This window comes from Brevibacillus brevis (genome assembly GCF_001039275.2).
Lineage (GTDB): Bacteria > Bacillota > Bacilli > Brevibacillales > Brevibacillaceae > Brevibacillus > Brevibacillus brevis_C.
In genome coordinates this window covers 310,941-334,111 of the sequence record NZ_CP030117.1, presented here as the reverse complement: position 1 = coordinate 334,111, position 23,171 = coordinate 310,941, and the positions used below count along the sequence as shown (strand labels likewise).

26 protein-coding genes are annotated in these 23,171 nt (G+C 48.0%); 8 read left to right on the top strand and 18 right to left on the bottom strand.

Going from position 1 to position 23,171, the window contains the following annotated elements; translation table 11 throughout:
- Positions 1–25: 25 nt before the first annotated feature.
- Positions 26–322, bottom strand: a complete 297-nt coding sequence (locus AB432_RS02015) for a hypothetical protein (protein ID WP_048036073.1) — start codon at positions 320–322, stop codon at positions 26–28.
- A 142-nt stretch (positions 323–464) separates the two neighbouring features.
- Here AB432_RS02015 and AB432_RS02010 point away from each other — a divergent pair, with 142 nt between their 5' ends.
- Positions 465–839 (top strand): ArsR/SmtB family transcription factor, encoded by a 375-nt coding sequence (locus AB432_RS02010; protein ID WP_048036072.1) that lies wholly within the window; start codon positions 465–467, stop codon positions 837–839.
- A 42-nt stretch (positions 840–881) separates the two neighbouring features.
- Here AB432_RS02010 and AB432_RS02005 read toward each other — a convergent pair whose 3' ends face one another.
- From AB432_RS02005 to AB432_RS01960, 9 genes are all read right to left on the bottom strand, one after another.
- Complete coding sequence (locus AB432_RS02005; protein ID WP_048036071.1) at positions 882–1,322, bottom strand: hypothetical protein; 441 nt, start codon at positions 1,320–1,322, stop codon at positions 882–884.
- A gap of 26 nt (positions 1,323–1,348) precedes the next feature.
- The gene (locus AB432_RS02000; RefSeq protein ID WP_048036070.1) at positions 1,349–2,758 is read right to left on the bottom strand and encodes a sensor histidine kinase; all 1,410 of its coding nucleotides are present in this window, start codon (positions 2,756–2,758) and stop codon (positions 1,349–1,351) included.
- The gene (locus tag AB432_RS01995; RefSeq protein WP_048036069.1) at positions 2,755–3,435 is read right to left on the bottom strand and encodes a response regulator transcription factor; all 681 of its coding nucleotides are present in this window, start codon (positions 3,433–3,435) and stop codon (positions 2,755–2,757) included. Before AB432_RS01995 ends, AB432_RS02000 begins: the two co-directional genes overlap by 4 nt.
- Positions 3,436–3,722: 287 nt before the next feature.
- Positions 3,723–4,340, bottom strand: a complete 618-nt coding sequence (locus AB432_RS01990; RefSeq protein WP_048036068.1) for an alpha/beta hydrolase — start codon at positions 4,338–4,340, stop codon at positions 3,723–3,725.
- Positions 4,337–5,287, bottom strand: coding sequence for a ring-cleaving dioxygenase (locus AB432_RS01985; RefSeq protein ID WP_048036067.1), 951 nt, complete (start codon positions 5,285–5,287; stop codon positions 4,337–4,339). The genes AB432_RS01990 and AB432_RS01985 overlap by 4 nt, the downstream gene beginning before the upstream one ends.
- 19 nt (positions 5,288–5,306) lie before the next feature.
- Complete coding sequence (locus AB432_RS01980) at positions 5,307–5,948, bottom strand: nitroreductase family protein (protein WP_048036066.1); 642 nt, start codon at positions 5,946–5,948, stop codon at positions 5,307–5,309.
- A 213-nt stretch (positions 5,949–6,161) separates the two neighbouring features.
- The gene (locus AB432_RS01970) at positions 6,162–6,665 is read right to left on the bottom strand and encodes a DinB family protein (protein ID WP_048036064.1); all 504 of its coding nucleotides are present in this window, start codon (positions 6,663–6,665) and stop codon (positions 6,162–6,164) included.
- Between the two features lie 35 nt (positions 6,666–6,700).
- Positions 6,701–7,789 (bottom strand): saccharopine dehydrogenase family protein, encoded by a 1,089-nt coding sequence (locus AB432_RS01965; RefSeq protein WP_048036063.1) that lies wholly within the window; start codon positions 7,787–7,789, stop codon positions 6,701–6,703.
- Positions 7,786–9,183, bottom strand: a complete 1,398-nt coding sequence (locus tag AB432_RS01960; RefSeq protein ID WP_048036062.1) for an MFS transporter — start codon at positions 9,181–9,183, stop codon at positions 7,786–7,788. Before AB432_RS01960 ends, AB432_RS01965 begins: the two co-directional genes overlap by 4 nt.
- A 134-nt stretch (positions 9,184–9,317) precedes the next feature.
- Between AB432_RS01960 and AB432_RS01955 the strand changes: the two genes are divergently transcribed.
- On the top strand, positions 9,318–10,400 hold the full coding sequence (locus AB432_RS01955) for a helix-turn-helix transcriptional regulator (protein ID WP_048036061.1): 1,083 nt from the start codon (positions 9,318–9,320) through the stop codon (positions 10,398–10,400).
- Positions 10,401–10,480: 80 nt separating this feature from the next.
- On the opposite strand, the gene AB432_RS01950 is transcribed toward AB432_RS01955, so the two are convergent.
- The 3 genes from AB432_RS01950 to AB432_RS01940 form a co-directional block, all read right to left on the bottom strand.
- On the bottom strand, positions 10,481–10,963 hold the full coding sequence (locus AB432_RS01950; protein ID WP_048036060.1) for a GNAT family N-acetyltransferase: 483 nt from the start codon (positions 10,961–10,963) through the stop codon (positions 10,481–10,483).
- Between the two features lie 59 nt (positions 10,964–11,022).
- Complete coding sequence (locus AB432_RS01945) at positions 11,023–12,129, bottom strand: threonine aldolase family protein (protein WP_048036059.1); 1,107 nt, start codon at positions 12,127–12,129, stop codon at positions 11,023–11,025.
- Positions 12,130–12,487: 358 nt separating this feature from the next.
- Positions 12,488–13,057, bottom strand: a complete 570-nt coding sequence (locus AB432_RS01940; RefSeq protein ID WP_048036058.1) for a bifunctional transcriptional activator/DNA repair enzyme AdaA — start codon at positions 13,055–13,057, stop codon at positions 12,488–12,490.
- Positions 13,058–13,226: 169 nt separating this feature from the next.
- Between AB432_RS01940 and AB432_RS01935 the strand changes: the two genes are divergently transcribed.
- The 3 genes from AB432_RS01935 (at position 13,227) to AB432_RS01925 (ending at position 15,681) form a co-directional block, all read left to right on the top strand.
- Positions 13,227–14,159 (top strand): DNA-3-methyladenine glycosylase family protein, encoded by a 933-nt coding sequence (locus AB432_RS01935; protein ID WP_048036057.1) that lies wholly within the window; start codon positions 13,227–13,229, stop codon positions 14,157–14,159.
- A gap of 19 nt (positions 14,160–14,178) precedes the next feature.
- Positions 14,179–15,297, top strand: coding sequence for a deoxyribonuclease IV (locus AB432_RS01930; protein ID WP_048036056.1), 1,119 nt, complete (start codon positions 14,179–14,181; stop codon positions 15,295–15,297).
- 84 nt (positions 15,298–15,381) lie between these two features.
- Positions 15,382–15,681 carry an Ada metal-binding domain-containing protein gene (locus tag AB432_RS01925; protein ID WP_048036055.1) on the top strand — a complete coding sequence of 100 codons (300 nt, stop codon included), beginning with the start codon at positions 15,382–15,384 and terminating at the stop codon, positions 15,679–15,681.
- Here the strand turns inward: AB432_RS01925 and AB432_RS01920 are convergent.
- The 3 genes from AB432_RS01920 to AB432_RS01910 all read right to left on the bottom strand — a co-directional run bounded on the left by AB432_RS01920 (position 15,678) and on the right by AB432_RS01910 (position 17,795).
- Entirely contained in the window at positions 15,678–16,073 is a 396-nt protein-coding gene (locus tag AB432_RS01920; RefSeq protein ID WP_235617591.1) for a hypothetical protein, read from the bottom strand. The genes AB432_RS01925 and AB432_RS01920 overlap by 4 nt on opposite strands.
- Before the next feature lie 10 nt (positions 16,074–16,083).
- Complete coding sequence (locus AB432_RS01915; protein WP_048036054.1) at positions 16,084–16,863, bottom strand: cyclase family protein; 780 nt, start codon at positions 16,861–16,863, stop codon at positions 16,084–16,086.
- A gap of 128 nt (positions 16,864–16,991) precedes the next feature.
- Positions 16,992–17,795, bottom strand: a complete 804-nt coding sequence (locus tag AB432_RS01910) for a MerR family transcriptional regulator (protein WP_048036097.1) — start codon at positions 17,793–17,795, stop codon at positions 16,992–16,994.
- A gap of 92 nt (positions 17,796–17,887) precedes the next feature.
- Between AB432_RS01910 and AB432_RS01905 the strand changes: the two genes are divergently transcribed.
- Complete coding sequence (locus AB432_RS01905; RefSeq protein ID WP_048036053.1) at positions 17,888–18,898, top strand: alpha/beta fold hydrolase; 1,011 nt, start codon at positions 17,888–17,890, stop codon at positions 18,896–18,898.
- A gap of 181 nt (positions 18,899–19,079) precedes the next feature.
- Positions 19,080–19,631 carry a dihydrofolate reductase family protein gene (locus AB432_RS01900; RefSeq protein WP_048036052.1) on the top strand — a complete coding sequence of 184 codons (552 nt, stop codon included), beginning with the start codon at positions 19,080–19,082 and terminating at the stop codon, positions 19,629–19,631.
- A gap of 68 nt (positions 19,632–19,699) precedes the next feature.
- On the opposite strand, the gene AB432_RS01895 is transcribed toward AB432_RS01900, so the two are convergent.
- Both AB432_RS01895 and AB432_RS01890 read right to left on the bottom strand, forming a co-directional pair.
- Positions 19,700–21,019, bottom strand: coding sequence for a hemolysin family protein (locus tag AB432_RS01895; protein ID WP_082196066.1), 1,320 nt, complete (start codon positions 21,017–21,019; stop codon positions 19,700–19,702).
- A gap of 198 nt (positions 21,020–21,217) precedes the next feature.
- Positions 21,218–21,979 (bottom strand): exodeoxyribonuclease III, encoded by a 762-nt coding sequence (locus AB432_RS01890; RefSeq protein ID WP_048036096.1) that lies wholly within the window; start codon positions 21,977–21,979, stop codon positions 21,218–21,220.
- Positions 21,980–22,204: 225 nt separating this feature from the next.
- On the opposite strand from AB432_RS01890, the gene mphJ reads away from it, so the two are divergent.
- Entirely contained in the window at positions 22,205–23,131 is a 927-nt protein-coding gene (gene mphJ, locus AB432_RS01885; protein ID WP_048036050.1) for a macrolide 2'-phosphotransferase MphJ, read from the top strand.
- The last annotated feature ends 40 nt before the right edge of the window (positions 23,132–23,171 follow it).

Here is a 23,171-nt window from a genome sequence, read left to right as displayed (position 1 = left end):
AAGACCCCTATTACTAGGAGTCTTGTTACTTGGTACGGGCTTCTACTGGTGCTGGGGTAGTCTGCCAACGCTCCCCACAGTCCAGACATTTGCACTTGATTACTTTACGCTTTTCTAAGGCAAGACGAACGGCAAACAGAATAAAGGCCCCTGATAGTCCGAGGAACAAAAAGATGACAGGAGTCCCTTTCACCGAAATGCCGATCAAGGCAAGCACTGCCAAAACCGCTACATAAATGGTTATGTATAATGGCTTATTGATCGATTCCGTCAAATCGATCTTTGCAGAACGGCACTTCGGGCACTTTGGTTGCGCACTCATGGTATTCTCTCCCCATTTCTTGGATCATGTTCATCTTACACGAAAACAGAGAGGGACACTACACTGCCATGAAAATGTCGTTTTTCCTTTTCACTTTCTCCGCGAATGTCTATAATAGTAGGACATTGTAGAGCATGAGGTGATGGTTCCAGTGGATGACATCTGTGAAATCCAATGTTTTGATGAGGAAAAAGTAAATCGGTTAAAGGCGTTCGCCACAGAATCAGAAGGGGTAGCAAAAATCTTCAAGGCGTTGGCCGATGACACCCGCGCCAAAATCATTCACATCCTCTCGATGGAAGACGAGCTCTGTGTCTGTGATGTGGCTGCTATCATCGGAAGCTCGATCGCTAACACCTCCCACCATCTGCGGCTTCTTCGCAACATGGGACTAGCCAAGTACCGCAAAGAAGGAAAGCTCGTTTTTTACTCGTTGGATGATGATCATGTACGCCATCTCATATCTGCGGGGATTGAACACGCCAAAGAACAGAAAACCATTGTCCGAGCTACCTGATTGCTCGGGCTTTTTTATTTCTCCCGCATTTTAAACATTTGATTAACAATGGTGATTTACACTCGTTTTCCGGGTAAACCCCTTCCCGACCGCCTCTATTCCCACAAATATAAGGAAGTAACATATACTGGCGAACACAGACACCGTTGCCTGCGGATAAAACAATTTAGCATGTGGATCAACACTCATTAGCCATTGAAAAAACACAGGCACATAGCCGATGACAGCATATCCCCCGAAACGCACAGCGTATTTTTTCCACCTGTTCAAGTGCAATCGACTCACTATCCAGTCCACGAATACCGACAGCCATACGAAGACAATCAGGTTCATTGCCATGCTTAAGAACACACCCAGCAAATACTCTTGTCCGAACCCGTACGGCGCGCTTGGATCACGATAAATGTAGATGATCAACGCAGCATACAGACCGGTAATGAAAGCGGATATGACTGCGGCGAGAACACGCATGCCGATATTCATGGAAATCACTCCCTTGCTTCGCTTCGTTATGCTTCGTTTGTCGTTCGCGCAGTAGGCTGTTCACCCGTCGGTAGGCTGACCGTGACCGTTGTCCCTTCGCCTATCCGACTTTGAATGTGAATGCTGCCTTTTGCGACCTGCAAAATTTTTTGCACGATAGAAAGACCGAGACCGCTTCCCGTGGCTTCTCGATTGCGTGACTTGTCTCCTTTGTAAAAACGGTCAAAGACATGCTCCTGCTCTTCTTCTGACATGCCGATCCCCGTATCCCGAATGGTCACGACGATTCGCGTATCCTTCTGTATCGTAATGTAAATAGAGCCAGCCGTTGGGGTGAATTTGATACTGTTGGAAAGCAGGTTCATCCATACTTGATTGAGCAACTGCTTGTCACCGACGATGAAGGTCTCCGGTAAAGTCAGCTCCATCACGAGCTTTTTTTGTTGCCACTGATGCTGCAAAACTAAGAGGACTTGCCTGATCTGCTCATCCAGACGAAAACGGGTCGGTTCGTACAGACCTGTCTCTTTGTCCAGGGAAGCAAGCGTCAACAGTTGCTTGCTCAAGGAAGACAGCCGCCTGCTCTCCTCTTCGATGATAGTCAAGTACGTTTCCCGCTGCTCGTTTGTCACACCACCGCTGCGGATGGCTTGAGAAAAGCCTTGGATCGATGTTAATGGAGATTGGATTTCATGAGAGACATTGGAGACAAACTCTTGGCGCATCTCGTCGAGTTGTTTGAGTGACTCTGTCATCCTGGCAAAATGCATGGCCAACTCGCCGATTTCGTCCCGGCGAGCGATGTCCAGGTGGATGTCGTACTGGCCTTCTGCCAGCCTTTTGGTCGCATGGCTTAGCTTCTCGATCGGCTTCACCAAATAACGGGTAAATATCAAGATCAGGATTAGGCTAAGCACAAACATCGCGGCCAACAGCAAGGCAAACATAATATGCACCTCACCAAACTGCTGCTCAATATTTGGCCGTACAAACAGGGCGTATTTTTTCCCTTCTGCTGTAAGCGGCAAGCCAATGCTGTTTTTTAATGTATTCTCAAAAAATCCGGTCACAAACAAACCGTGCTGTTCTTCTGTAATCCCTCTGTAAGTCTCACCCGCCAGCACTTTTTGCACGATGGCAGGCTCTATCTGCTGATCGCGAAAAGGTGCTCCGAATTGACTTACTTCGCCATTCTCATCCACGAGATACATCTGAAAATTCAAATTGGCTACGTGGGTCATGTAAGCGGGCAGGTCGAGTGTGGATTTATGCTCGTACAAATCGATTATTTGCTGGCCGATGCTCGTGATTTTTTGCTCATTATAAGCACGCAAATTTCGTTGATAATACTCATTTGCCAACAAAAATCCAAGTGTGCCACTGATCAGTACAATTGCGACGAAGGTAAGAACTACCCGGACGTAGAGAGATTTCACGTGCCTCGTACCTCCAGCTTGTAGCCTAAGCCGCGAACGGTAGAAATGACAAAGTCATTTGTTTTCTCCGTAAATTTATCTCGCAGCCGCTTAATATGCACATCGATGGTACGACTATCGCTCTCAGTATCGCCGCCCCACACGAATTCCAACAGTTGATCCCGAGTAAAAATCCGATCAGGAAAACTGGCAAGCTGGGCAAGCAGTTCAAATTCCTTTAACGGTAAATGAATCAACTCATCTTTTACCTTCACGACATGGCTGATCCGATCGATGACAGTATCGTTTATGACGATGATTTGTTTGCTGACCATCTGATAGCGACGCAGCAAGGCCTTGATGCGGTACAGCAATTCGGTAGGCTCAAATGGCTTGGTCAAATAATCATCCGTCCCCGCCAAAAAGCCTTTTTCCTTATCCCGCACCTCTCCCTTTGCCGTTAGCATAATGACAGGGAGGTCGTAAAATTCCCGGATCTCCCGGCACAGCTCCCAGCCGTTTTTGCCTGGCATCATCACATCCACGATGGCGAGCTGGACAGATTCCTGTTCCAACAGCTCCGAAGCCTCATTTCCATCCACACAAGCCAAGACGTTGTATCCCTCTTTTGCTAAGTAAAACCGCAATAGCTCACGTACGTGTGGGTCGTCATCTGCAATCAGAATCGTCAGTTTCATCAAGCTGGCCCCCTTGTTACTCCGCCCTCTGGTTCTCCTGCTTCATTATTTTGAATGATACTCACTTGTCTACCATCCTGCAAATCGTCACTGGCTTGCGCCTATCTACGTGGATCAATCGTAAAGAAGCAATATGAACAAGGGATGAACGAATCCTGCTGGCTCTTGCAGACTCTTACACATCTGATTAAATCTGCGGGAAACATGCTCTTTTCCCGGAAAAACAGCAGGTTGCGCACACAAAAAAGCGGCAGACACCTAAGCCCGCCGCTCTTGTTATTCATCGATTACTTGCGAAACATCTCTGTAAACCACTTGGCCGAAGCCTCTACTTCCTTCACCGTCAACTGATGACCGTACGAATCCCAATGCACAGTCACATCAGCACCTGCTTCTGTCAGTATTTGGTTCAGCTCCTCCGTCTCTTGTGCAGTACAGATCGGATCGTTCGTGCCCGCTCCGATGAACACCGGGATGGCTGACATATCAGGCAGAGCGATCCCACGTCGTGGAACCATTGGGTGATAAAGAATCGCCCCTTTTAGCGGATTCGGGTAATGGAACAGGAGACTCCCTGCGATATTCGCTCCGTTCGAATAGCCGACTGCCACGATATTATCTCGCTCGATCAGATACGTAACCGCCGCCTGATCCAAAAACTCATGCAGCTCCTGCGTTCGGTAGACCAAATCCTCTTCGTCAAAAACCCCCTCTGCTAGGCGTCGGAAAAATCGCGGCATGCCGTTTTCGAGAACATTCCCACGGACACTCAGAACAGAAGCGCCTGGATAAATGCGATTGACCAGTGGCAAGAGGTCGTTTTCATCTCCGCCCGTTCCGTGAAGCAGCAACAGTGTCGGTGCTTCTGAATCGGTTCCTTTTCGAAAAATATGCTTCAAATTCATGATTTATCTTCCTCCAACACTCTGACTGTAATCGGCGGCAAGCCTTGCTCAATCTGGGCACGACGTGGCTCATACCACTCGGGGAGCATCAGTTTTTCACCCAATGTGTCAAATGGCTCATCTCGTTCAAAGCCCGGAGGATCTGTCGCAATTTCAAACAAAATCTCGCCTGGCTCGCGGAAGTAGATGGCATTGAAATATTGACGGTCAATAATATCTGTCGGATGGAGACCGGATTGAGCCGCGCGCTGCTGCCACAGTTGGTGATCCTGATCGTCTATGGCACGCCATGCGATATGGTGGATCGTACCTGCGCCACCTGCTCCTCTTGGTATTGGTTCGGCATTCACGTCAATGATATTACCCAAATCGCCATGAGCCTGGAAGCGGACAAGGCCGTTTTCTTCGCCAACTCTAGTCAGTCCCATTAGTCTCTCGAGAACATCCATAGTATGGGCTGGTGCCATGCTGTACAAGATCGCACCGCCGAAGCCTTTGATCGCCTTGTCAGCCGGTACTCCGCCAAAGGACCATTTGCTTGCTGGGCCGCCTTCACGTTCTACGATCTCCAGCTGTAAGCCGTCTCTGTCCGTAAATTGCAGATACGTTTCGTTAAAACGCTCTACGCGGCGGTACTCGATTCCGAATTTATTCAGTCGATCCTCCCAGAAGGAAAACGCCCCCACCGGAATCAAGAAAGTCGTATACCCTACCTGCCCACCGCCAACGCGTCCGCGGCGACCAGATTCCCACGGGAAAAAGGTGATCGCGGTACCTGGACTGCCGACCTCATTCCCGAAGTACAGATGATATACATCTGGCGCATCGAAGTTAATCGTTTTTTTCACCATGCGCAATCCGAGAAAACCTGCGTAAAAATCAACGTTATTTTGGGCGCTTGTAACAAAAGCCGTGATATGGTGAATTCCTGCTGTTTGCTGTGTCATTTTGAACAGCCTCCTCAAATTATGATTTACTTGCTTGGAATGTGTTGTAGCTCACGAACTCTCCAACGGGCTTGCGGTATCCTCTGACACGCTGGCTGGATGTATCCTCTTTTCCAATCGTGATCATCAGAGCTGGCACAAAGCTGTCCGGAACCTTTGCTATCTCTTGGACGGCTGCTGGATCGAAGCCGATCATCGGGCACGTATCCCAGCCTTTATCCTTTGCAGCGAGCATGAACAGCATTGCGGACAAATTGGCATTGCGGATCGCTTCATCGCGCTTGAACTGCTCTCCTCCTGACTCGTACATCGCTCTGACTGAAGAATTGTTGTGATCGTACTCGCGTTGATCCATGATCCCTAAATGAAGAAGCCCCTCATTGATGCGCTCTACGCTTTGGTATGCTTCCTTGTCTCCAAATACAAGCACAACTGCCGAAGCGGTTTTCACCTTATATTGTCTATATGCGGCTTCATATACACGCTCTTTGGCTTCTGGATCGGTGACAACTACATAATGGGCATGCTGCAAATTAAATGCAGATGGTGCGAATTTGACCAGCGACATGATTTCATCGATATCAGCAGGTGTTATCGTTACGTCCGTTAGAAACTTGTTTGCGGATCTTCTGTTTTTTACAAGGGTAGTGAATTCACTCATGGGACTTCCTCCTCGATTTTTTCTATCTCATTCACTTTTAAATATCTTAAATTAAAGATAATAGCGTATAAAAATGTTCCTGCTTGGGGAAGTAGGATGACGATGTAACGAAAATTAAATATCTTGAATTTAAGATAATTATAGGACCAAAATTCTCCCTTGTCAACAGCCCAAGGCCAGAAGAATAAAATCTCTTCCAGCCTAAGGCTCTTGTCAGTTGGCGTACCAGTATAGAGCATAATCGGTCATGACAGAAGGATACCCCATTTGGCGCAGCATCGCCGTTATGTTTCCACGATGATACGTTCCGTGATTGACCACTTGCATGATGATTTCTGCCAAGCTCGTATCGCGTACTCTCGTGTACGGATTGTTGAGGACAATGCGGCGATCCAAATCTTCTTCTTGGCTGAGAAAAGCTTTGAATTGCTCGACCAGCTTGGCATACAACTGCTCTACTTCCTCCAAGCTTTTTCCCGTTAATTCCTTTTCCTCCTGCCATGCCTCATTCAATGCCGCTTGCATGTCCATGCCTTGCAATATGCGAATCCAGCCTTGGTCCACCATATAAATATGCTCCATCACTTTTGCTACTGTCGGGAAAACGCTTTGGACTTCTTGCTCGTAAACACCTTCCGGAAGTTCCTTCAAGCGATTGATTAACGTCTGATTCGCCCACGCGTGAAAATCGTACATGTTTTTGGAATAGTGTGTCATAATAAAGCCCCCTCTTCGGTTCGTCGATAGCTCTATCATAGACCGGCTTCCCTGACAAATATGGTCAGTGATGCTTTTTGCTCCAGCCAAAATCTCATTTTTTCTAAAGAAAACAGTTGTTCTATGTGGTGGACTCCTGGAGGAAACGCTTCTTCATACAGTGATTTTGCTACGGCAGCCGCCACCATTGCGGTCATGTTGGACTGATCGCGCCCGTAAAGCAGACACTCTACTATCGCCTCGTTCGTTCCCCGTTTTCCCCGTGCTTCTACCTTGATGGCAAACCGATCGTCCCCCATTTTCCAACGCCCAAACGCTTCAATTGTGGCTTCCCGTACTTTTGGTTGATGAAGTAGTCGGCAAATTCCTATGCTCTTCAAACCAGCCATCACTCTCGTCATCCCATCCAGATCAAAACAAAGTCGGGTAGATACTGTGGGGATATCTAAAGTGCGCGCCAATGTCTGCTGGTCGGAAAACGGAAATCGATACGCGTGCTTTTTCCCCAGCTCCGGTCCAAAATCAACGAGCTTGCCCTCTGTCATACTCTCTACAGTCACACGCAGATGCTTATTCATCACCTCGTAGCTCGTGCACAAGTTATCGACAGTCCATTCAATCGCGGCCTTCCCGTGCCGATCACCGAGACCAAGCATAATGAAGATGTCCAGCTCACTCACCTGATCCAGCAAGCGATGAGCTTCCCCTGCGAGCAGGTTGGTCAGACCTGGCGCCAGTCCTACACTGAGCACGGCTGTTCCCATGCTCTTCGTTTCAGTTTGGCTCCCCCATTGTTCGATTTGCGTCAAAAAATGGCCATTTGCCGAAATATCGAGATAATGCGTTCCGTTTCGCACACAACCATCCACAAAAGCCATATCCGTCTGATCCAGACACATGACCACCAGCTTGACTTTTTCCAGCATACTTTGGTCCAACGGCTTGTGAATATCAAGTTGTAGCGGCAGCACCTTCCCATTTGCTTCTCGGCAAAATGCTTCAGCCTTCTCCAAGCTACGTCCAGCAGCATACACCCGTCCCGGATATGCTTCACCCAAATTGTTGCATATGGTTGCCCCTACATGACCGTACCCTCCGATTACCACAATTCGATCCTTGCTCATGCCTTCTCCACCTCTGCTCCTCTCTTTTTCTGCCGCTCCAGACGTCCCGCATACCACCAGACCAACAATCCGCTCAGGCAGATCAGTCCACCTGCTTCAAAAACCGCACGATACGCATCAATCATCGGCTGCACAGCTTGATTCGATTCGCCGTTCATCATGCCCAGTCCCGACGCTGCGCCGACCACCATCCCTGCATTGCGCGTCAAGGCGATCATGCCTCCGATCGCACCCGCATGCTCCATCGGAACGTGGCGCATGATGTAGCTGTTGTTGGGCGAAGCAATCAGCCCCATACCTGCCCCTACCGCAGCCAGTATCGCGATGATTTCCACCGTAGATAATGCCTCTAGCCAGATCGCCAAGACGGTCATCCCTGCCTCCATCGAACCGAGACCGGCAAAAATGAGTGGTCGTGTCCGATAGCGGTCGGAAGCCCAGCCACTAAAAGGACCCGTCAGCGCCAGCAGCAGTGGATAAGCAGTCATCATATACCCTGCTGTCAAAGGAGAAACATGCGCTTGATCAAGCAAGTAGAACGGCAGGACAACCAGTACGAGATTAGCGAGCACAAACGAAGTGAAGCTAATGAACAGTCCACTGGACACAGCCGATTGGCGAAAGACCGCTACGGGCAAAAACGGTACTGACTGTCGCCGCTCCCACCAGAAAAACGCCCATGCCAAGACGAGTACACCTCCAAAAAGGATGAGCATCCCTCCTGAATCCCAGCCCCACCCGTTTCCATTGGAGATTGCGATAATGACTGAGCTGACCAGCAGCATGAACAGACCTGCCCCAACGAAATCAAGTGAACTGGCCTTCTTCGTCTGCTCATGAGAAGGAATGTAACGAAAAGCCAGCCCCGTAGCCAAGATAGCGACAGGAACATGAATCAGGAACAACCACTCCCAGCTCAGCCACGACGCGATCATCCCACCTGCAATCGGCCCCGTCATGCCGCCAAGCGCAACAGCCGTACTTATGATCCCCAGTGCCCTCCCCCGCATTTCTTTTGGGAGCAAAATCGCAATGAGCGCGATATTGGTGGCCTGGAACATAGCCGCTCCGATGGCTTGCACGATTCGTAGCGCCAACAGCATCGTGATCGTCGTCGAGAATGCCACCAAGACAGAGCTTACCGTGAACAGCAGGAAGCCGTAATTGTGCAGCACGCGATGCCCATATCGATCTCCCAGCTTGCCCATAAAAGGAAGAAGAGACGCAATGACTAGCAAATAACCCGTTGTAATCCATTGTGCAATCGCCAGCTTCGTCTGGAAAATGTATGTGAACTGAGGGAGCGAGACATTGACAATCCCCGCCGTAAAATGAGACAAGAATGCACCCAGACAAATCGCGATCATCATGAAAAAGCGCTGCCGCTGGCTCATATGGTCTTTCCAACTCCTCGCGTATCTTGTAAATTTAGACTAAGAATTATTCTCAATTATAGAGAGGAACGAGGAGAGCACCATCCCACAAAGCTGGGATTTTCTAATGTCAATAGACGTACAGGAGAATGCAAATGAGCACAAATCGGGAAGCGAGCAAACGGAAAGTGATGGCACTGGCTGAACGCTTTTCTCACTCCTCACAAGACTATCGGACAGCGCTCTTGCAGCTATTGCGAGAGGTCGTCCCTTTTGACGGGGCCTGCTGTACCGCCGTTGATCCGCAAACACTTTTGTCCACCGGAGCCATTACAGAAAACGGGGTGGAAGCGATTCATCATGGGATTTTTGAGCATGAATACTTGCGCGAGGACTTTAATCGGTATGATGATCTATGCAAAGCGGCTGAGCCTGTCGCTACGTTGAGTCAAGCGACCGAGGGACAGCTTGAACGCAGTGACCGCTATCGCAATGTTCTGCTCCCCGCCGGTTTTCATGATGAAATGCGTGCTGCCCTCAAGTACGATGGTGCATGCTGGGGTTATTTAACGTTGTTTCGTTCGCAGGGGTGTCCCATTTTTTCTGAGCCAGAACGTGAATGTATTTTGGCTTTGGCTCCGCTGATTGCTTATCAGTTGCGAAAGACGAGTCTGTCCTTACCCGCTGAGGAGAATACGTGGATAGAAGAAGAGATGGGGATATTAATGCTGTCGGATCAGTTTATCTTGCTCGCTGCCAATTCCACAGCGGAAAAATGGCTGACCCTGCTGCGCCAATGGGAGTCCATTGATCGCGATACCTTGCCCCGACCAGTGCGAGCAGTTTGTTCGCGGGCGCTCTCTCAGCTAGCAGAAGGTCGCACGTCATCCATGGCAAAAGTCTGCATTCGCATGCCAAATGGCCCTTACATGACGATTCAGGCAAGCCCCATGAATAGCCAAAGCAGCACGGTCCACTTGGCTGTCTTGTTCGGTCCCGCAAAACCTGCTGACATGCTGCCACTCATCGCCGAAGCATACGGATTGTCAGTACGTGAGAAGCAAATACTCGACCAGATTGTCCGCGGCGCTTCCACGAAGGAGCTCGCGCGCACACTGCACATCTCCGCCTATACGGTTCAGGATCATTTGAAGTCCATCTTCGCAAAAACCGGGGTGTCCAGCAGACGAGAGCTGATCTGGCAATTGTTTACCCGATTTGGCGTACAGGCGAACTAGTGAAAACCTAACCAAAAGCCCCCTTCTTACAGCACACGCTGCCAGAAAGGGGCTTTTAAAAAGCTACTACTCGCAACCATTCATGTTGAAGCTGTCAAATCGAGATGAAAAATCAGCTCCTCGCCATACTCACCCGCAAATCTCCATCCCTGATCGACGAGTCCCGCCTTTTTATACAGTTGGATCGCCGGCGTATTCGTATGATGCACCGTCAACACGATTTCATCTCGCCCCGGGTAATGCTCTCTCGCGATGTCAGCCAAGCCATGGAATACTCGCAAAGCATAGCCCTTCTTTTGATGGCGGGAATCGATAGACAATGATTTGAAAATAAGCGCCTGGTCATTTGGTGTGTAGGGATTGCCTGTGGATGGTGTGAATAAGGCAAAACAGCCGATCAGATGGCCTTGGTCGAAAACTACATACGGCTTATAACCAGGATTGTTTTGAGATGCTTCGATCACATCGACTGGTAAAGACGTGTAGATCGCTTGTTCTTGCGGCAAATCGTAAGCCATGATCGAAGGGTAGTCGCTTTGTTCGTACGGTCTGATAGTGAACATATCGATTCCTTTCTCTTCTTTCGGAAAAATTCGCGCAGCCCGGTATGTATTTGATTCATTTACTCGGCTTTTGATTTCTGCTCCCCTATTTTTTGATACAGCTTTTCGAATGCCAACCCTAGCTCTTCCTTCGGGATCATCGCATACCGATCGCCAATACTTACCTCGTAGGAGCTAGAAGATTCGTCGTCTTGTCTTACATAATGCGTGAAGCCAATCCCTGTTTCTTCACTAAGTGAGACCATGATACGCTCGAGCTCTTCTTTCGACAAATCTGCGTGCACATGAAACATGTTGGATACAGGCACGACCGGTCTCGTGGATATCCCCTGGCATTGGTTATAGAGTGCTGCCAGCTCTTTTGCATCCTCGTAATATTGACTGAATTTATGTTTTCTCTGCTCAAAATGGTATTCTGCCGTGACAATATACGGGTACAAACTAATCAGGTCCCCGCCATGTCGTCTTTTCCATACCTTCGATTGCTTCGTGAAGTCTTCATCCCCAGCCAGGATCGCTCCGGCAATTCCGCCTATCCCTTTGTAAAAGGAAACGTACACACTATCGAACAACGCGCATACCTCATCGGCTGTCTTCTGGTAATACGGCAAGATTTCCAAAAGCCGGGCACCATCCAGATGCAGACGAATTCCTTTTTTCCGACAATAACGGGAGATCGCCTCCAGATCCTCATACGCGGGCAGTTGTCCGCCGATCTCACGCTGCGGCAATTCCAGCAACAGGCACGCGATATCGTCGTCCATGCCAAGAACATCGTCCAGTTCAATCACTCTATCTTTATCCGCCAGCAAGACAGCCTCGATCTGATGCAGCTCCTTCAGCCCATCTTCCTCGTGAATCTCCAAGTGGCAGAGCGGATGATAGGCGACCTTTTTGATTCCCTTCTCATCGCACCAGAGGCGTAACGCGATTTGTTGGGCCATCGTACCGCTGGGAAAGAACACGGCAGACTCCTTGCCCAAATATTCGGCCATCTTGCGCTGAAAATTCTCGATGAGCTCGCCTGTTCCGTACATATCACCCTCTACATGCCCATCCACCCTGGACAGGACCTGCTGCAATTGATGGATGTCTCTCTTGCTGTGCCCAGTGATTTGATAAGTCGTCTTTTTAAATACTTCTCGCAAGGTTTTCGTATCGTTCATCTTGGCAGGGCTCCTTTTTCTTTCTCATCTTCAATCGCTTGATAGGCAGTAGTCCAGAAATCAAGGAAAGCACCAGGTGGTTGTGGTGAATCCATCAGACGTTGCGTGCTTGCGTACCAATCGCCTCGACATGCACCTCACCTTTCCGATTAACCAGTGAGACCAGTCCTGGCAGTTCTCCGAGCTCGACATAGCCACTCAGCCTGTCATGCATGCGTCCGAGTCTGTCTAAAGAATATGCTCCCTTGCTTATCCCTTAACCCCTCCGTCCCGTTTTCAAAAAACTCTCATGGAAGTGGTGGTTATTCTCGGATGCAGATGCTTCTTACTTCTAAAGATATCACATTTCACAAGCAGCTTATGTCGTTTGTTGTTTGACGTACAGATGACGATATTCACTCGGCGTCTTGCCCGTCATTTTTTTAAACAACGTGATAAAATACGGCGTATTCGGCATTCCTACCAATTGGGCAACATCCGCGATCTGGTTGTTCGAATGAGCCAGCAGCTCCCGCGCCCTTTCCATCCGCTTTTTCTGGATGTACTCCACGGGCGTCATATCCATGAGTCGCTTAAACGTCCGCTGCAAATGAAACGGACTGCCATGGCACATATCAGCCAAATGCTCCAACGTCAGCTTTTCGTTATAATGAGAATCAATATATTGTGTAATTTGTGCCACCCACTCACGATCAGGCAACCTCTCTCCCGTGGGCTTGCAACGTTTACATGGACGAAATTCTTCCCGTAGGGCTTGGCTTGCATGTTGGAAAACCCGCACGTTCTCCCTCTTCGGCGGCTTCGACTTGCACGAAGGTCTACAAAAGATTTTCGTCGTTTTTACCGCATAAAAAAATTGATCATCGTAAGACGCATCGTTATGAATAATGGCCTGCCATCGCTCATCAGTTACCCGTTCCTCCAACATATGTCATCTCCTTTGCCATAGCCGTTTTCGAATCGCTTGCTCTTACCGACAGTATACCCCCGCGCTACGTGATCCGTACTGCTAGAAGATTAAAATAGCAAGATAACGAAATGACAATATCGTTTTTCTTATTATAAAACTAGGAGGAAGTCAGACAGGAGGTTTTCACATGACAAGCAGTCTATCCCACTCGGCTTGGGTCGATAATAGAGAAGAAATAATCTTGTCCGTACCTACGGAATTCAGTTTTTCGCAAAATCTTCAATACTTGTCCAGAGCATCCAACGAATGCATGTTTCACATTCAAGACAGGCGCCTCTACAAAGCCATCCCGATGGAACAAGATCCACAAGTGGTCGAAATTCACGCAGATAACGAACAAGGATTGACTGTGCGTTTTCTCAGCCCTTCTTTGCCCACTGAAAAAGTAAGGATAGAGGTAACTCGCTATGTCCGGGATTGGTTCGATCTCGATCGAGACCTGGTTCCGTTTTATGAGCTTGCCGCAGGGGATGCTCTTCTAAAGCAGGCCGTTGAAAAGTTTTACGGGCTGCGGACCATGGGCATTCCCGACCTGTTTGAAGCGCTCAGTTGGGGAATCATTGGACAGCAAATTAACCTGACCTATGCGTACACCCTCAAGCGGCGGTTGGTAGAGACATTTGGAAAACGGGTAGAGTTCGAAGAAGAGACGTATTGGCTTTTTCCCACAGCGGAGAAAATCGCCGGATTGACCGTCGCTGATCTGGATGAATTGCGCATGACGACCAAGAAATGCGAGTATTTGATTGACGTCGCACAACTCATCGTTGAAGGGAAACTATCGAAAGAGCTATTATGGGACGGAGGAGATTATCAAACCGCGGAGAAACGATTGACCAGCATCCGCGGGATTGGACCGTGGACGGCCAACTATGTGCTCATGCGTTGTCTGCGAATGCCCTCTGCTTTTCCCATCGATGATGTCGGCCTGCACAATGCGATCAAATTTTTACTAGGCAAAGAAAAAAAGCCGACCAAAGCAGAAATACGAGAGTTGTCAAAGGCTTGGACGAATTGGGAGTCGTACGCTACTTTTTATTTATGGCGTTTTCTTTATTAATCAAAGGAGGTTCTATCCTATGCTAAAAATAGGTTCGCACGTATCATTCTCTGGTAAAGGACTGCTAAATGCCGCCGAAGAAGCAGCCACTTATGGCTCGAGTACCTTTATGATCTACACCGGTGCACCGCAAAACACCCGCCGCAAGCCGATCGAGGACCAGTACATTACGGAAGGCAAAGAAGTAATGGCGAAGCAAGGCGTGGATGAAATTGTGGTACATGCCCCATACATTATTAACTTGGGCTCTTACAAGGACGATACCTATGAGCTCGCTGTCCGTTTTCTGCAAGAAGAGATTCGCCGGACCGACTACATTGGCGTCAAGAATATCGTGCTGCACCCTGGCGCATACACGGACAAGGATGCAGAGTACGGCATTGCCCGGATCGCAGAAGGCTTGAATGAAGTGCTGACAGGTGTCAAAGACACCAACGTGAACATCGCACTGGAAACTATGGCTGGTAAAGGAACGGAAATCGGTCGCAGCTTTGAGGAAATCGCGGCCATCATCGAGAAAGTAGAAGACAACAGCAGGCTGACCGTCTGCATGGATACGTGTCACATTCACGACGCTGGTTATGATATCGTCAACGACTTCGATGGCGTCCTGGAACAGTTTGATCGGACAATCGGCTTGGATCGTCTCGCCGTCGTTCACTTGAATGACAGCAAAAACTTCCGCGGAGCAGGCAAAGACCGCCATGCGCCAATCGGTGCGGGACTCATCGGTTTTGATGCGATGAATTACATCGTGAACCACGAGAAAATCCGCCACCTGCCACTTGTACTGGAGACACCTTGGATCAGCAAGGAAAAAGGCAACGAGCGTCCGATGTACGAAGCAGAAATCGCCCTCTTGCGCGGGGAAGTGGACAAGCGCTTCGGCGACGAATTCATGGATCATGTGGAGCGCCTCGATTTCTTTTTCCGCAAACAAGATATCACCAGACGCGAGTATGTGGTTGGGATTTGGGAGCTGCTCAAAAACGACGCGAAGGCAAAGAAAGCCGATGGCCGCGAGCCAATGGAGCGCCTGTACGATATGGTGAAGGAAGCGAGATTGTTCCCAGAACTCAACGAAGAGCAGATCAACCACCGCTTGACCGCCTACTTCGCGATTCCGAAATACTCGTAAGGTAAGAAACACTTTATGTAGGCTGACTGTGGCTTCCTCCTTTTGGAGTGAACACGACACACTACCAATAAAGGAGGGAGCCATATGCCTACGCCGAAAAAGCCAGCACCCCAAGATGCTGACTCTGCCAAAACATACACCCTGCTCGGAGCTGATCGCTCCTTTTATCAAAGTGATACTCCGGGTACATTGGGGGGCTACCGGCCACGCAAAATATACGGCCGACTGGATTGCCCCTCTGCCATCAGAGCTATTACGCGAGGCGGTTATGTCCGTCATCGCGTATTTTTTGCAGATGAAGCTACTGCTATTGCTGCGGGATATCGGCCTTGTGCTGTTTGTTTGCGGGAGAAATATTTGCTGTGGAAAGTCCTTCCCCTTTAAGGTTTTAGAACACCTGCGGGGATTCGAAAGAGTACATAGTTGCCCGTCCACATTTGTGACGTGATGATCAGCTTCTCTTTCCCCCGTTCAAAAAAGTATCCGGCCCCTTCTTGCTGGATAAAGGTCCAGCCTTTTTCTGTCACTGCTCGTTTCATTGCTTCTGCCGCTGAAGCCTCATTCGCTTGCGGCCCATACCCATACCAATCGACGTTTTCCTCCGTCGTCAATTTGACGATGGCTCCCGTGTTTTCGCCCAACAGCTCCGTCACTTCTCTTTTTGACTTGGAATCGAATGGCAATGCAGGATACCCGATTAAAGAAACATTCGCGATCATGATGAAACAAAAGCCCAAGAAAAGTAGGAGGAACAAAACTTTCGCTCGCTTGTTCATGCCTATGCAACTACTCCTCTTCTTCGATAATCGCAACAGGACGCGCCCATCCCGCGCTCGCTCCTTTCACTTTTACAGGAAACACAGAAACGGTAAACCCGTAGGGCCTCGGCAATTGCTCCAAATTTGCCAGCTTTTCAATTTGGCAATACTCTTTCTCTTTTCCCACATAGTGAGCTGCCCATAAAACGCCATCGCGCGGATTTTGTTTATAATCAGCGGCTTGAACGGAAAACGGAATATCCCACCCCCACCCATCGGTTCCCATGACCTTGATTCCTTGATCGATCAACCAATGTGTTGCTTCGGCGGATACTCCTGCATGTGATTGAAAATAGTGCTCTGCATAGTATCTTTTATCCGCATCCGTCCTGATCAGGACAATATCGAACGGTTTCAGTTCGTATTGGATTTGGGCGAGCTTCTGTTTTACATCATTCGCCGTGATTTCATAGCCAGACGGCTTTTCACTAAAATCAAGCAGGACACCATCTCCGTAGAACCACTCCAATGGCAACTGATCAATCGTTTTCGCTGGCTCTCCCTCTGAAGTAGGCCAGTAATGCCATGGCGCATCTACATGTGTTCCTGTATGTGTCGTGAGTGTCACCGTTTCACTCGCCCAAGCCTTCTGTTCGGGAAAATCCGTTGGTTGCAATCCGAAATACTGGGCAGCCTGGACAGCCCCTTCTTCATGGCTATTGTATTGAATCTCAGGCGGAAACGGTTCTTTTGCCAGACGATCAAGAGGCACACTCAGATCAATGAACCGACGCGCTTTTCTATTCATCGTAGGATTCCCTTCTTTCTACCTTTGAATTTTCTGTATTTTCAATGTACTACCTGCCTCTACCAGCGTCAAATGAACATACGTAGCAAAAGGCCAGTACCTCGTCGTTATACAGGTACTGGCCTTCTTCATGGCGATTCTATGGGAATTTGTACTTCTACATACGTATCGCCCCCATGCGAGGATTGTAGATAATTTTCTCTGCCTGGCTGATCTTTTTTGATCCGGTATTGATTGCCCTCTATCCATTTTGCCAAGTCAATACAGGCTGTCGAAGGAACGAATGGTTCTACGCGTTGAACCAGGGTGGCCATCATCGGCTCCTCTGGCAGCATACGTATTTCCAGCATGTCGGATGGTAAGGGAATGTCCTGTTTGAGCACATAGCCGATCTCCATTTCGAATGCCGTCTCATCTCTCTCCGATTCCTTCCACAAAACGATGGGAGAAAGCACCCCTCTCTGCTGCTTGCCTGCATAATGAGCAAGCCGATCGAAAAGCAGCGGAATCTCTTCCACCGTACCTTCCGCACGGAACGAGACAACTTTTTGGGCTTCGACTCGTTTAAAGACAACTTCTTGTTCTACGTACCCCTTTTGCTCGATCGACAGCAGACGATCCTTGATTCGATTCAATCGTGCTTGCTCCACCTCAAGTAGTTGTTCCATTTCCCTTTCTTTTTGCCTGAATATGCCTTGTAGTTGGTCCATGGACATCTCTTCATGAAGCAATTGCTGAATTTGCTGCAACGTAAACCCCAAATCCTTGTACATAAGGATTCGATTGAGCGTAACCAATTGCTCTGCTGCATAAAACCGATAGCCAGTTTCTTTGTCGATAGCCGCTGGCTTCAAAATGCCAATTTGGTCATAAAAGCGAAGCGTCTTTAAGGACACTCTGCTCAATCGGGAAAACTCACTGATCTTAAACATGGAAAAACCCCAATCTATCATTCCCTTGACTTTCCCCTGTACGGGAACGTTTATAGTGGAAAAAAATCATGCTTACAAAGGAGCAATGCGAGATGGATTACGACATTTTTCACTTGGGAGATGTTCGCTTGCAGTCAGGAGTGACACTGCCACATGCATTTATTGCTTACAAAACGTATGGCACGCTCAATGCAGCCAAGGATAACGTCATTATATTTCCTACATCGTTTGGAGACCAGCATTACCAAAACGAATGGCTCATCGGGGAGGATAAGGCTTTGAATCCGAAACAATATTTTATCATCATTCCCAACATGCTCGGCAACGGGCTATCGTCCTCCCCGAGCAATACAGCCAGCCCGTATGATCAGGCCCATTTTCCACACGTTACGATCTACGATAATGTCGTACTTCAGCATCGACTCATTACGGAGAGGTTTGGCATCAAAAAAATTGCGCTGGCAACCGGCTGGTCGATGGGGGCCATCCAGGCTTTTCATTGGGCAGCGAGCTACCCAGATATGGTTGAACGATTGGCTCCTTTTGCCGGAACCGCAAAAACATGGCCGCATAACATCGTCTTGATCGAAGGGATTCGAGCAGCATTGCAGGCCGATGTAGCTTGGAATAACGGGCTGTATACAGCATCTCCCGAGGTTGGCTTGCGTACCTTGGGACGCGTTTATGCGAGTTGGGGGTTTTCACAGCCATTTTATCGCGAGGAATGCTATAAAGCTTTGGGCTATGAGACACTTTCCGAATTTATCTCGGGATTTTGGGAAGAGAGCTTTGTTCATTCGGATGCCAATGATTTGCTGGCGATGATGTGGACGTGGCAGCATGCCGACATTAGCCAAAATGATAAATACAAGGGAGACTTTGAGGCGGCGTTACGAAGCATCCAGGCACGAACGGTTGTGATGCCTGTACGGACTGATTTGTATTTCACGCCAGAAGACAGTGAATATGAGACCAAGCACATCCCTAACGCTACCTTTAAACCGATTGAATCAATCTGGGGACACTTGGCTGGGTTTGGACTAAACCCTGCCGATACCGCGTTTATTGATGCCACCTTAAAAGAACTGTTGGGGACAACCTGAAAATACGAAGTAGAGGGACACCTATCAGGGTGCCCCTTCCTTATTTTTTGCAAGGAGTGACTCGACGGATTCAGCTATATCCTCCGACGTAACCGTTGTATTCATGATCAGAATAAAAATGCGTGCAAGCCCTATAGCGTTTCACATAAAATGGAATGGAGAAAAGAGGAGGGATTTCCAAATGGCCTCATTAATCTATCATGTTGCTGTATCGTTAGACAATTTCATTGCCGATCAAGGAATCATGGATGGAAATATTGAAAACACTCTCTTTTTATTTGAGGGAGAACATGTACCGGACTTTTTATCTGAAATTCAGGAATATGATGCCGTGTTGATGGGCGCCAAAACCTACGAGTTTGGGTTCAAATTCGGTGCCAAGCCGGGCGAACCAGGCTATAAGGGAATCAAGCATTATATTTTCTCAAACTCCATGCAGTTTGAATCCAATGCGGAAGTCGAGCTGGTCAAAGGCGATGCCATCGAATTTATTAAAAATCTCAAACAGCAAGAAAACGGCAAGCTATGGCTATGTGGGGGCGGTGAATTGGCAGGAGCGTTACTGGCACATCAACTGATTGATCAATTAGTGCTGAAAGTGAATCCGGTGATGGTCGGTGAAGGTATCCCGTTATTTGGAAGTGTGAAGCCACGTCTCAAACTCGAGTTAGTGGACATGAAGCAGTACGCGAACGGCGTAACGAAGCCTACTTACAACATTGTTTATATATAATCCTGCCTACTAAGAGCTTCCTTACCTTCTGTCATATAAAAAAAGATGGGGAATTCCCCATCTTTTGATTACGTTACATCCTGCAGCTCACGAGTTGGAACTTCTGCTGCTTTTTGAATTTCAATTTTCCTTATGCGATGCTTGTCTTTCTTTCTGATCGTAAAGACAAGATCAACGTATTGCCATTGGATACCTTCTTTGAGTGTCGGATTTTGACTGTATAGCCAGCCCCCGATGGTATCGAGCTCTTCTTCATTAATATTGGCGTTAAGCAAATCGTTAACCTCGGAGAGCAGTACCTTTCCGTCTACAATCACATGGCTATTCTCTTCCACGATTTCGATTTCGGCTTTTTCCTCCGCATCGAACTCATCACGAATCTCTCCTACAATTTCCTCCAAAATATCTTCGATCGTAACCATTCCGGAGGTACCGCCATACTCGTCGATCAGGATAGCGATATGCGTTCTTTGTTTCTGCATTTTTTTCAAAAGGTCTTTTACAGGAGTAGCTTCTGAAACCGTCAAAAACGGTCGGATGAGCTTAGAAATGTCCAAATTCGGATCATCGGCATAATTCAGAAAAAACTCTTTCGTGTTAATCATCCCGATAATATGATCTTTGTTTTGCGAAATAACCGGGAAACGGGTGTATTGCTCTTCTTTCATGATTCGAAGGTTTTCCTCAAGGGTATATTCCTTGTGCAAGCAGCTCATATCTGTTCGCGGAACCATAATCTCGCGTGCAAGCATCTCATCAAAAGCAAAGATATTGCTTACATATCCATACTCAGACTGATTAATTTTGCCGCTCTCATAGCTTTCCGTCAGAATGATTCGCAGCTCTTCTTCTGAGTGACTTTCTTCGTGCTCCTTGGTCGGTTTCATACCGAATGAACGCACGAGGAGAGCAGCAGAGCCATTCAGCACCCAGATTGCAGGGTACATCAATTTATAGAACCAAATAATAGGTTTCGCACACAGTAAGCTAACCGCTTCTGCCTTTTGGATCGCCACTGTTTTCGGTGCCAGCTCCCCGACAACCACATGTAGAAACGTAACGAGCGAGTATGCAATCACAAACGACAGAACTGCAACGACTTGTTCGGGTAAATACGGCGTAAGAAAAGGGCTAATGATACTTTCAATCGTCGGTTTCCCCAATACCCCCAAGCCAATGGCTGTCAACGTAATCCCCAACTGACACGCTGACAAATATCCATCCAGGTTACTAACTACTTTCTGAACAGCAAGAGCATTCTTTCTCCCTTCCATGACCAGTTGGTCTACACGGCTTGGGCGAAGCTTTACAATTGCGAATTCCGTTGCCACAAAAAAAGCAGTAGCAACAATCAGAAAAGCAATTAGTAACAAATTCATGGTTAGCAATATCCTATCCCCTCTTCATTAGAAGTCATACGTTTTCATTGTACGAAACTCCGCTCCTCCACATCAACGTTCGCTTATATCCAATTTCGTCTTAATTGTTTGATTATAGGCAGTTTTGCTATTTCAGGTCTCTCACCCTCACAATTGCTGACTACAGGCATAGCATACTCACTCATATCCTTCCCTGGCTCCCACTGTTTATTCGATGGTCCCCAGCTCCAACACGACCGGACAATGATCGCTTCCCATCACCTGTGAGTCAATTCCCGCCCCGACCAACGATGGAGCCAGTCTCTCAGACGCGAGAAAATAATCAATACGCCATCCGATATTTCGTTCTCTTACTTTCGGCATAAAAGACCACCATGTATAAGCATCTGTCTGATCCGGATAAAAATATCGATAGGTATCCACAAACCCGGCTGCCAGCAATCTCGTCATCTTCTCACGCTCTTCAGGAGTAAAGCCGGAATTATTGCGATTCGACTTCGCATTTTTCAAATCTATCTCTTGATGGGCGACATTCAGATCCCCACAAACCACCACGGGCTTCTTCGCATCTAGCTGCAACAAGTAGCTCCGAAACCGCTCCTCCCATTCCAGCCGATAATCCAATCTCGACAGATCACGCTTCGCATTCGGGGTGTATACGGTGACCAGGTAGAAATCCTGAAACTCCAGCGTAATGATTCGTCCCTCAGGCTCATGGTCTTCTTCCAAGCCGTAACGCACAGATAGTGGTTCCATTTTTGTAAAAACAGCCGTCCCGGAATAGCCTTTTTTCTCTGCGTAGTTCCAATATTGATGGTACTCCTCGCCGATCTCCATCTCGATTTGACCTTCTTGCAGCTTCGTTTCCTGCAAGCAAAAAATATCGGCATTCACTTCTTTGAAGTACTCATAAAACCCTTTGTTCACGCATGCGCGAAGTCCATTTACATTCCAAGAAATCAATTTCATCATCGCTAATCTCCTCGTCGCTATTCGTTAGATTCCATGGTACACTATCTTTGTTTTCAATTATAGGAGGTTACGATGATGGACATCGCAATGGGCATCGCATTCATGAGACTTCGTTAAAATCGACAAGTTCCCATGTAGGCTCAACCATTTTCAAAAAAGGAATGGGATGAGTTTATTTGTGTTTGATTGATTTTAACTATTCATAAATGAGGTGTTTTTGTTATGTCAAAAACCAATGTAGAGCACATGCTTGCACTCGCGAAAAACAACGGAATCCTTGTAGACCCAACTACCGTGAAGGTGAATGAATCCGGCTTAGACTTCCTTGCGATTTTTGCAAGTACGATAGACGGTGTTCCATGGGTATTACGCCAACCGCGACGGACCGATGTCGTGGAGACAGCTCGTTATGAGAAAAAGGTGTTAGACCTCGTTGCCAAACATCTACGTGTCGAAGTACCGGATTGGCAGGTTCACACCTCTGAATTCATCGCTTATCCGATCCTGGGTGGCACACCGATGGCGACGATCAATATGGAAACAAAAAATTATGAGTGGTATTTGAATCCTGAATCTCTACCTGAATTGTGCATCCAAACATGGGCGGAAGCATTGGTGGAATTACATGGTATTCATCATGATCTTGCTCGAGATGCTGGTATCCGCGTCAAACAGCCTAACGAGGCACGAGCAAGCCTTCGAGAAAAGATGAATGAAGTCAAACGCGTCTTTGGCGTTTCTAGGGCGCTATGGGATCGTTGGCAAGAATGGCTTGCGGATGATACATTCTGGCCTGCTCACTCTGCTCTTGTGCATGGTGACCTCCATCCGGGGCATATCCTGGTTGCTGAAAACGGCAAGGTAACGGGGCTCCTCGATTGGACGGAGGCCGAGGTAGCTGATCCGGCGACGGACTTTACGGTCTTTTACATGTTGTTTGGCGATTCTGGTTTGGCTGACTTCATCAAACGCTACGAAAAAGCAGGAGGCAATGTATGGCCGCGTATGCATGAGCATATCGTAGAAATGACATCCGTGTATCCCGTCATTCTTGCCACCTTCGCGTTGAAATCAGGGCTGGAAGAATTCAAGATCATGGCACGACAAGCTCTGGGTGTCGACGAAAACGGCAAAGAGATCTCTTCATAGATAAACCAACCACCGTCCCAGATTGGAGGCGGTGGTTTTT

What these genes read in the sequence shown, in the direction of transcription:
- AB432_RS01930 (WP_048036056.1), top strand. Translation starts at nt 14,179, where the DNA reads ATGCTAAAAATAGGTTCGCACGTATCATTCTCTGGTAAAGGACTGCTA.
- AB432_RS01990 (WP_048036068.1), bottom strand. Translation starts at nt 4,340, where the DNA reads ATGAATTTGAAGCATATTTTTCGAAAAGGAACCGATTCAGAAGCACCG.
- AB432_RS02005 (WP_048036071.1), bottom strand. Translation starts at nt 1,322, where the DNA reads ATGAATATCGGCATGCGTGTTCTCGCCGCAGTCATATCCGCTTTCATT.
- AB432_RS01905 (WP_048036053.1), top strand. Translation starts at nt 17,888, where the DNA reads ATGGATTACGACATTTTTCACTTGGGAGATGTTCGCTTGCAGTCAGGA.
- AB432_RS01900 (WP_048036052.1), top strand. Translation starts at nt 19,080, where the DNA reads ATGGCCTCATTAATCTATCATGTTGCTGTATCGTTAGACAATTTCATT.
- AB432_RS01950 (WP_048036060.1), bottom strand. Translation starts at nt 10,963, where the DNA reads ATGTTCACTATCAGACCGTACGAACAAAGCGACTACCCTTCGATCATG.
- AB432_RS01910 (WP_048036097.1), bottom strand. Translation starts at nt 17,795, where the DNA reads ATGTTTAAGATCAGTGAGTTTTCCCGATTGAGCAGAGTGTCCTTAAAG.
- AB432_RS01890 (WP_048036096.1), bottom strand. Translation starts at nt 21,979, where the DNA reads ATGAAATTGATTTCTTGGAATGTAAATGGACTTCGCGCATGCGTGAAC.
- AB432_RS02015 (WP_048036073.1), bottom strand. Translation starts at nt 322, where the DNA reads ATGAGTGCGCAACCAAAGTGCCCGAAGTGCCGTTCTGCAAAGATCGAT.
- AB432_RS01970 (WP_048036064.1), bottom strand. Translation starts at nt 6,665, where the DNA reads ATGACACACTATTCCAAAAACATGTACGATTTTCACGCGTGGGCGAAT.
- AB432_RS01960 (WP_048036062.1), bottom strand. Translation starts at nt 9,183, where the DNA reads ATGAGCCAGCGGCAGCGCTTTTTCATGATGATCGCGATTTGTCTGGGT.
- AB432_RS01955 (WP_048036061.1), top strand. Translation starts at nt 9,318, where the DNA reads ATGAGCACAAATCGGGAAGCGAGCAAACGGAAAGTGATGGCACTGGCT.
- AB432_RS01925 (WP_048036055.1), top strand. Translation starts at nt 15,382, where the DNA reads ATGCCTACGCCGAAAAAGCCAGCACCCCAAGATGCTGACTCTGCCAAA.
- AB432_RS01915 (WP_048036054.1), bottom strand. Translation starts at nt 16,863, where the DNA reads ATGAATAGAAAAGCGCGTCGGTTCATTGATCTGAGTGTGCCTCTTGAT.
- AB432_RS02010 (WP_048036072.1), top strand. Translation starts at nt 465, where the DNA reads ATGGTTCCAGTGGATGACATCTGTGAAATCCAATGTTTTGATGAGGAA.
- AB432_RS01985 (WP_048036067.1), bottom strand. Translation starts at nt 5,287, where the DNA reads ATGACACAGCAAACAGCAGGAATTCACCATATCACGGCTTTTGTTACA.
- AB432_RS01965 (WP_048036063.1), bottom strand. Translation starts at nt 7,789, where the DNA reads ATGAGCAAGGATCGAATTGTGGTAATCGGAGGGTACGGTCATGTAGGG.
- AB432_RS01995 (WP_048036069.1), bottom strand. Translation starts at nt 3,435, where the DNA reads ATGAAACTGACGATTCTGATTGCAGATGACGACCCACACGTACGTGAG.
- AB432_RS01940 (WP_048036058.1), bottom strand. Translation starts at nt 13,057, where the DNA reads ATGTTGGAGGAACGGGTAACTGATGAGCGATGGCAGGCCATTATTCAT.
- AB432_RS01935 (WP_048036057.1), top strand. Translation starts at nt 13,227, where the DNA reads ATGACAAGCAGTCTATCCCACTCGGCTTGGGTCGATAATAGAGAAGAA.
- AB432_RS01980 (WP_048036066.1), bottom strand. Translation starts at nt 5,948, where the DNA reads ATGAGTGAATTCACTACCCTTGTAAAAAACAGAAGATCCGCAAACAAG.
- AB432_RS01945 (WP_048036059.1), bottom strand. Translation starts at nt 12,129, where the DNA reads ATGAACGATACGAAAACCTTGCGAGAAGTATTTAAAAAGACGACTTAT.
- mphJ (WP_048036050.1), top strand. Translation starts at nt 22,205, where the DNA reads ATGTCAAAAACCAATGTAGAGCACATGCTTGCACTCGCGAAAAACAAC.
- AB432_RS01920 (WP_235617591.1), bottom strand. Translation starts at nt 16,073, where the DNA reads ATGAACAAGCGAGCGAAAGTTTTGTTCCTCCTACTTTTCTTGGGCTTT.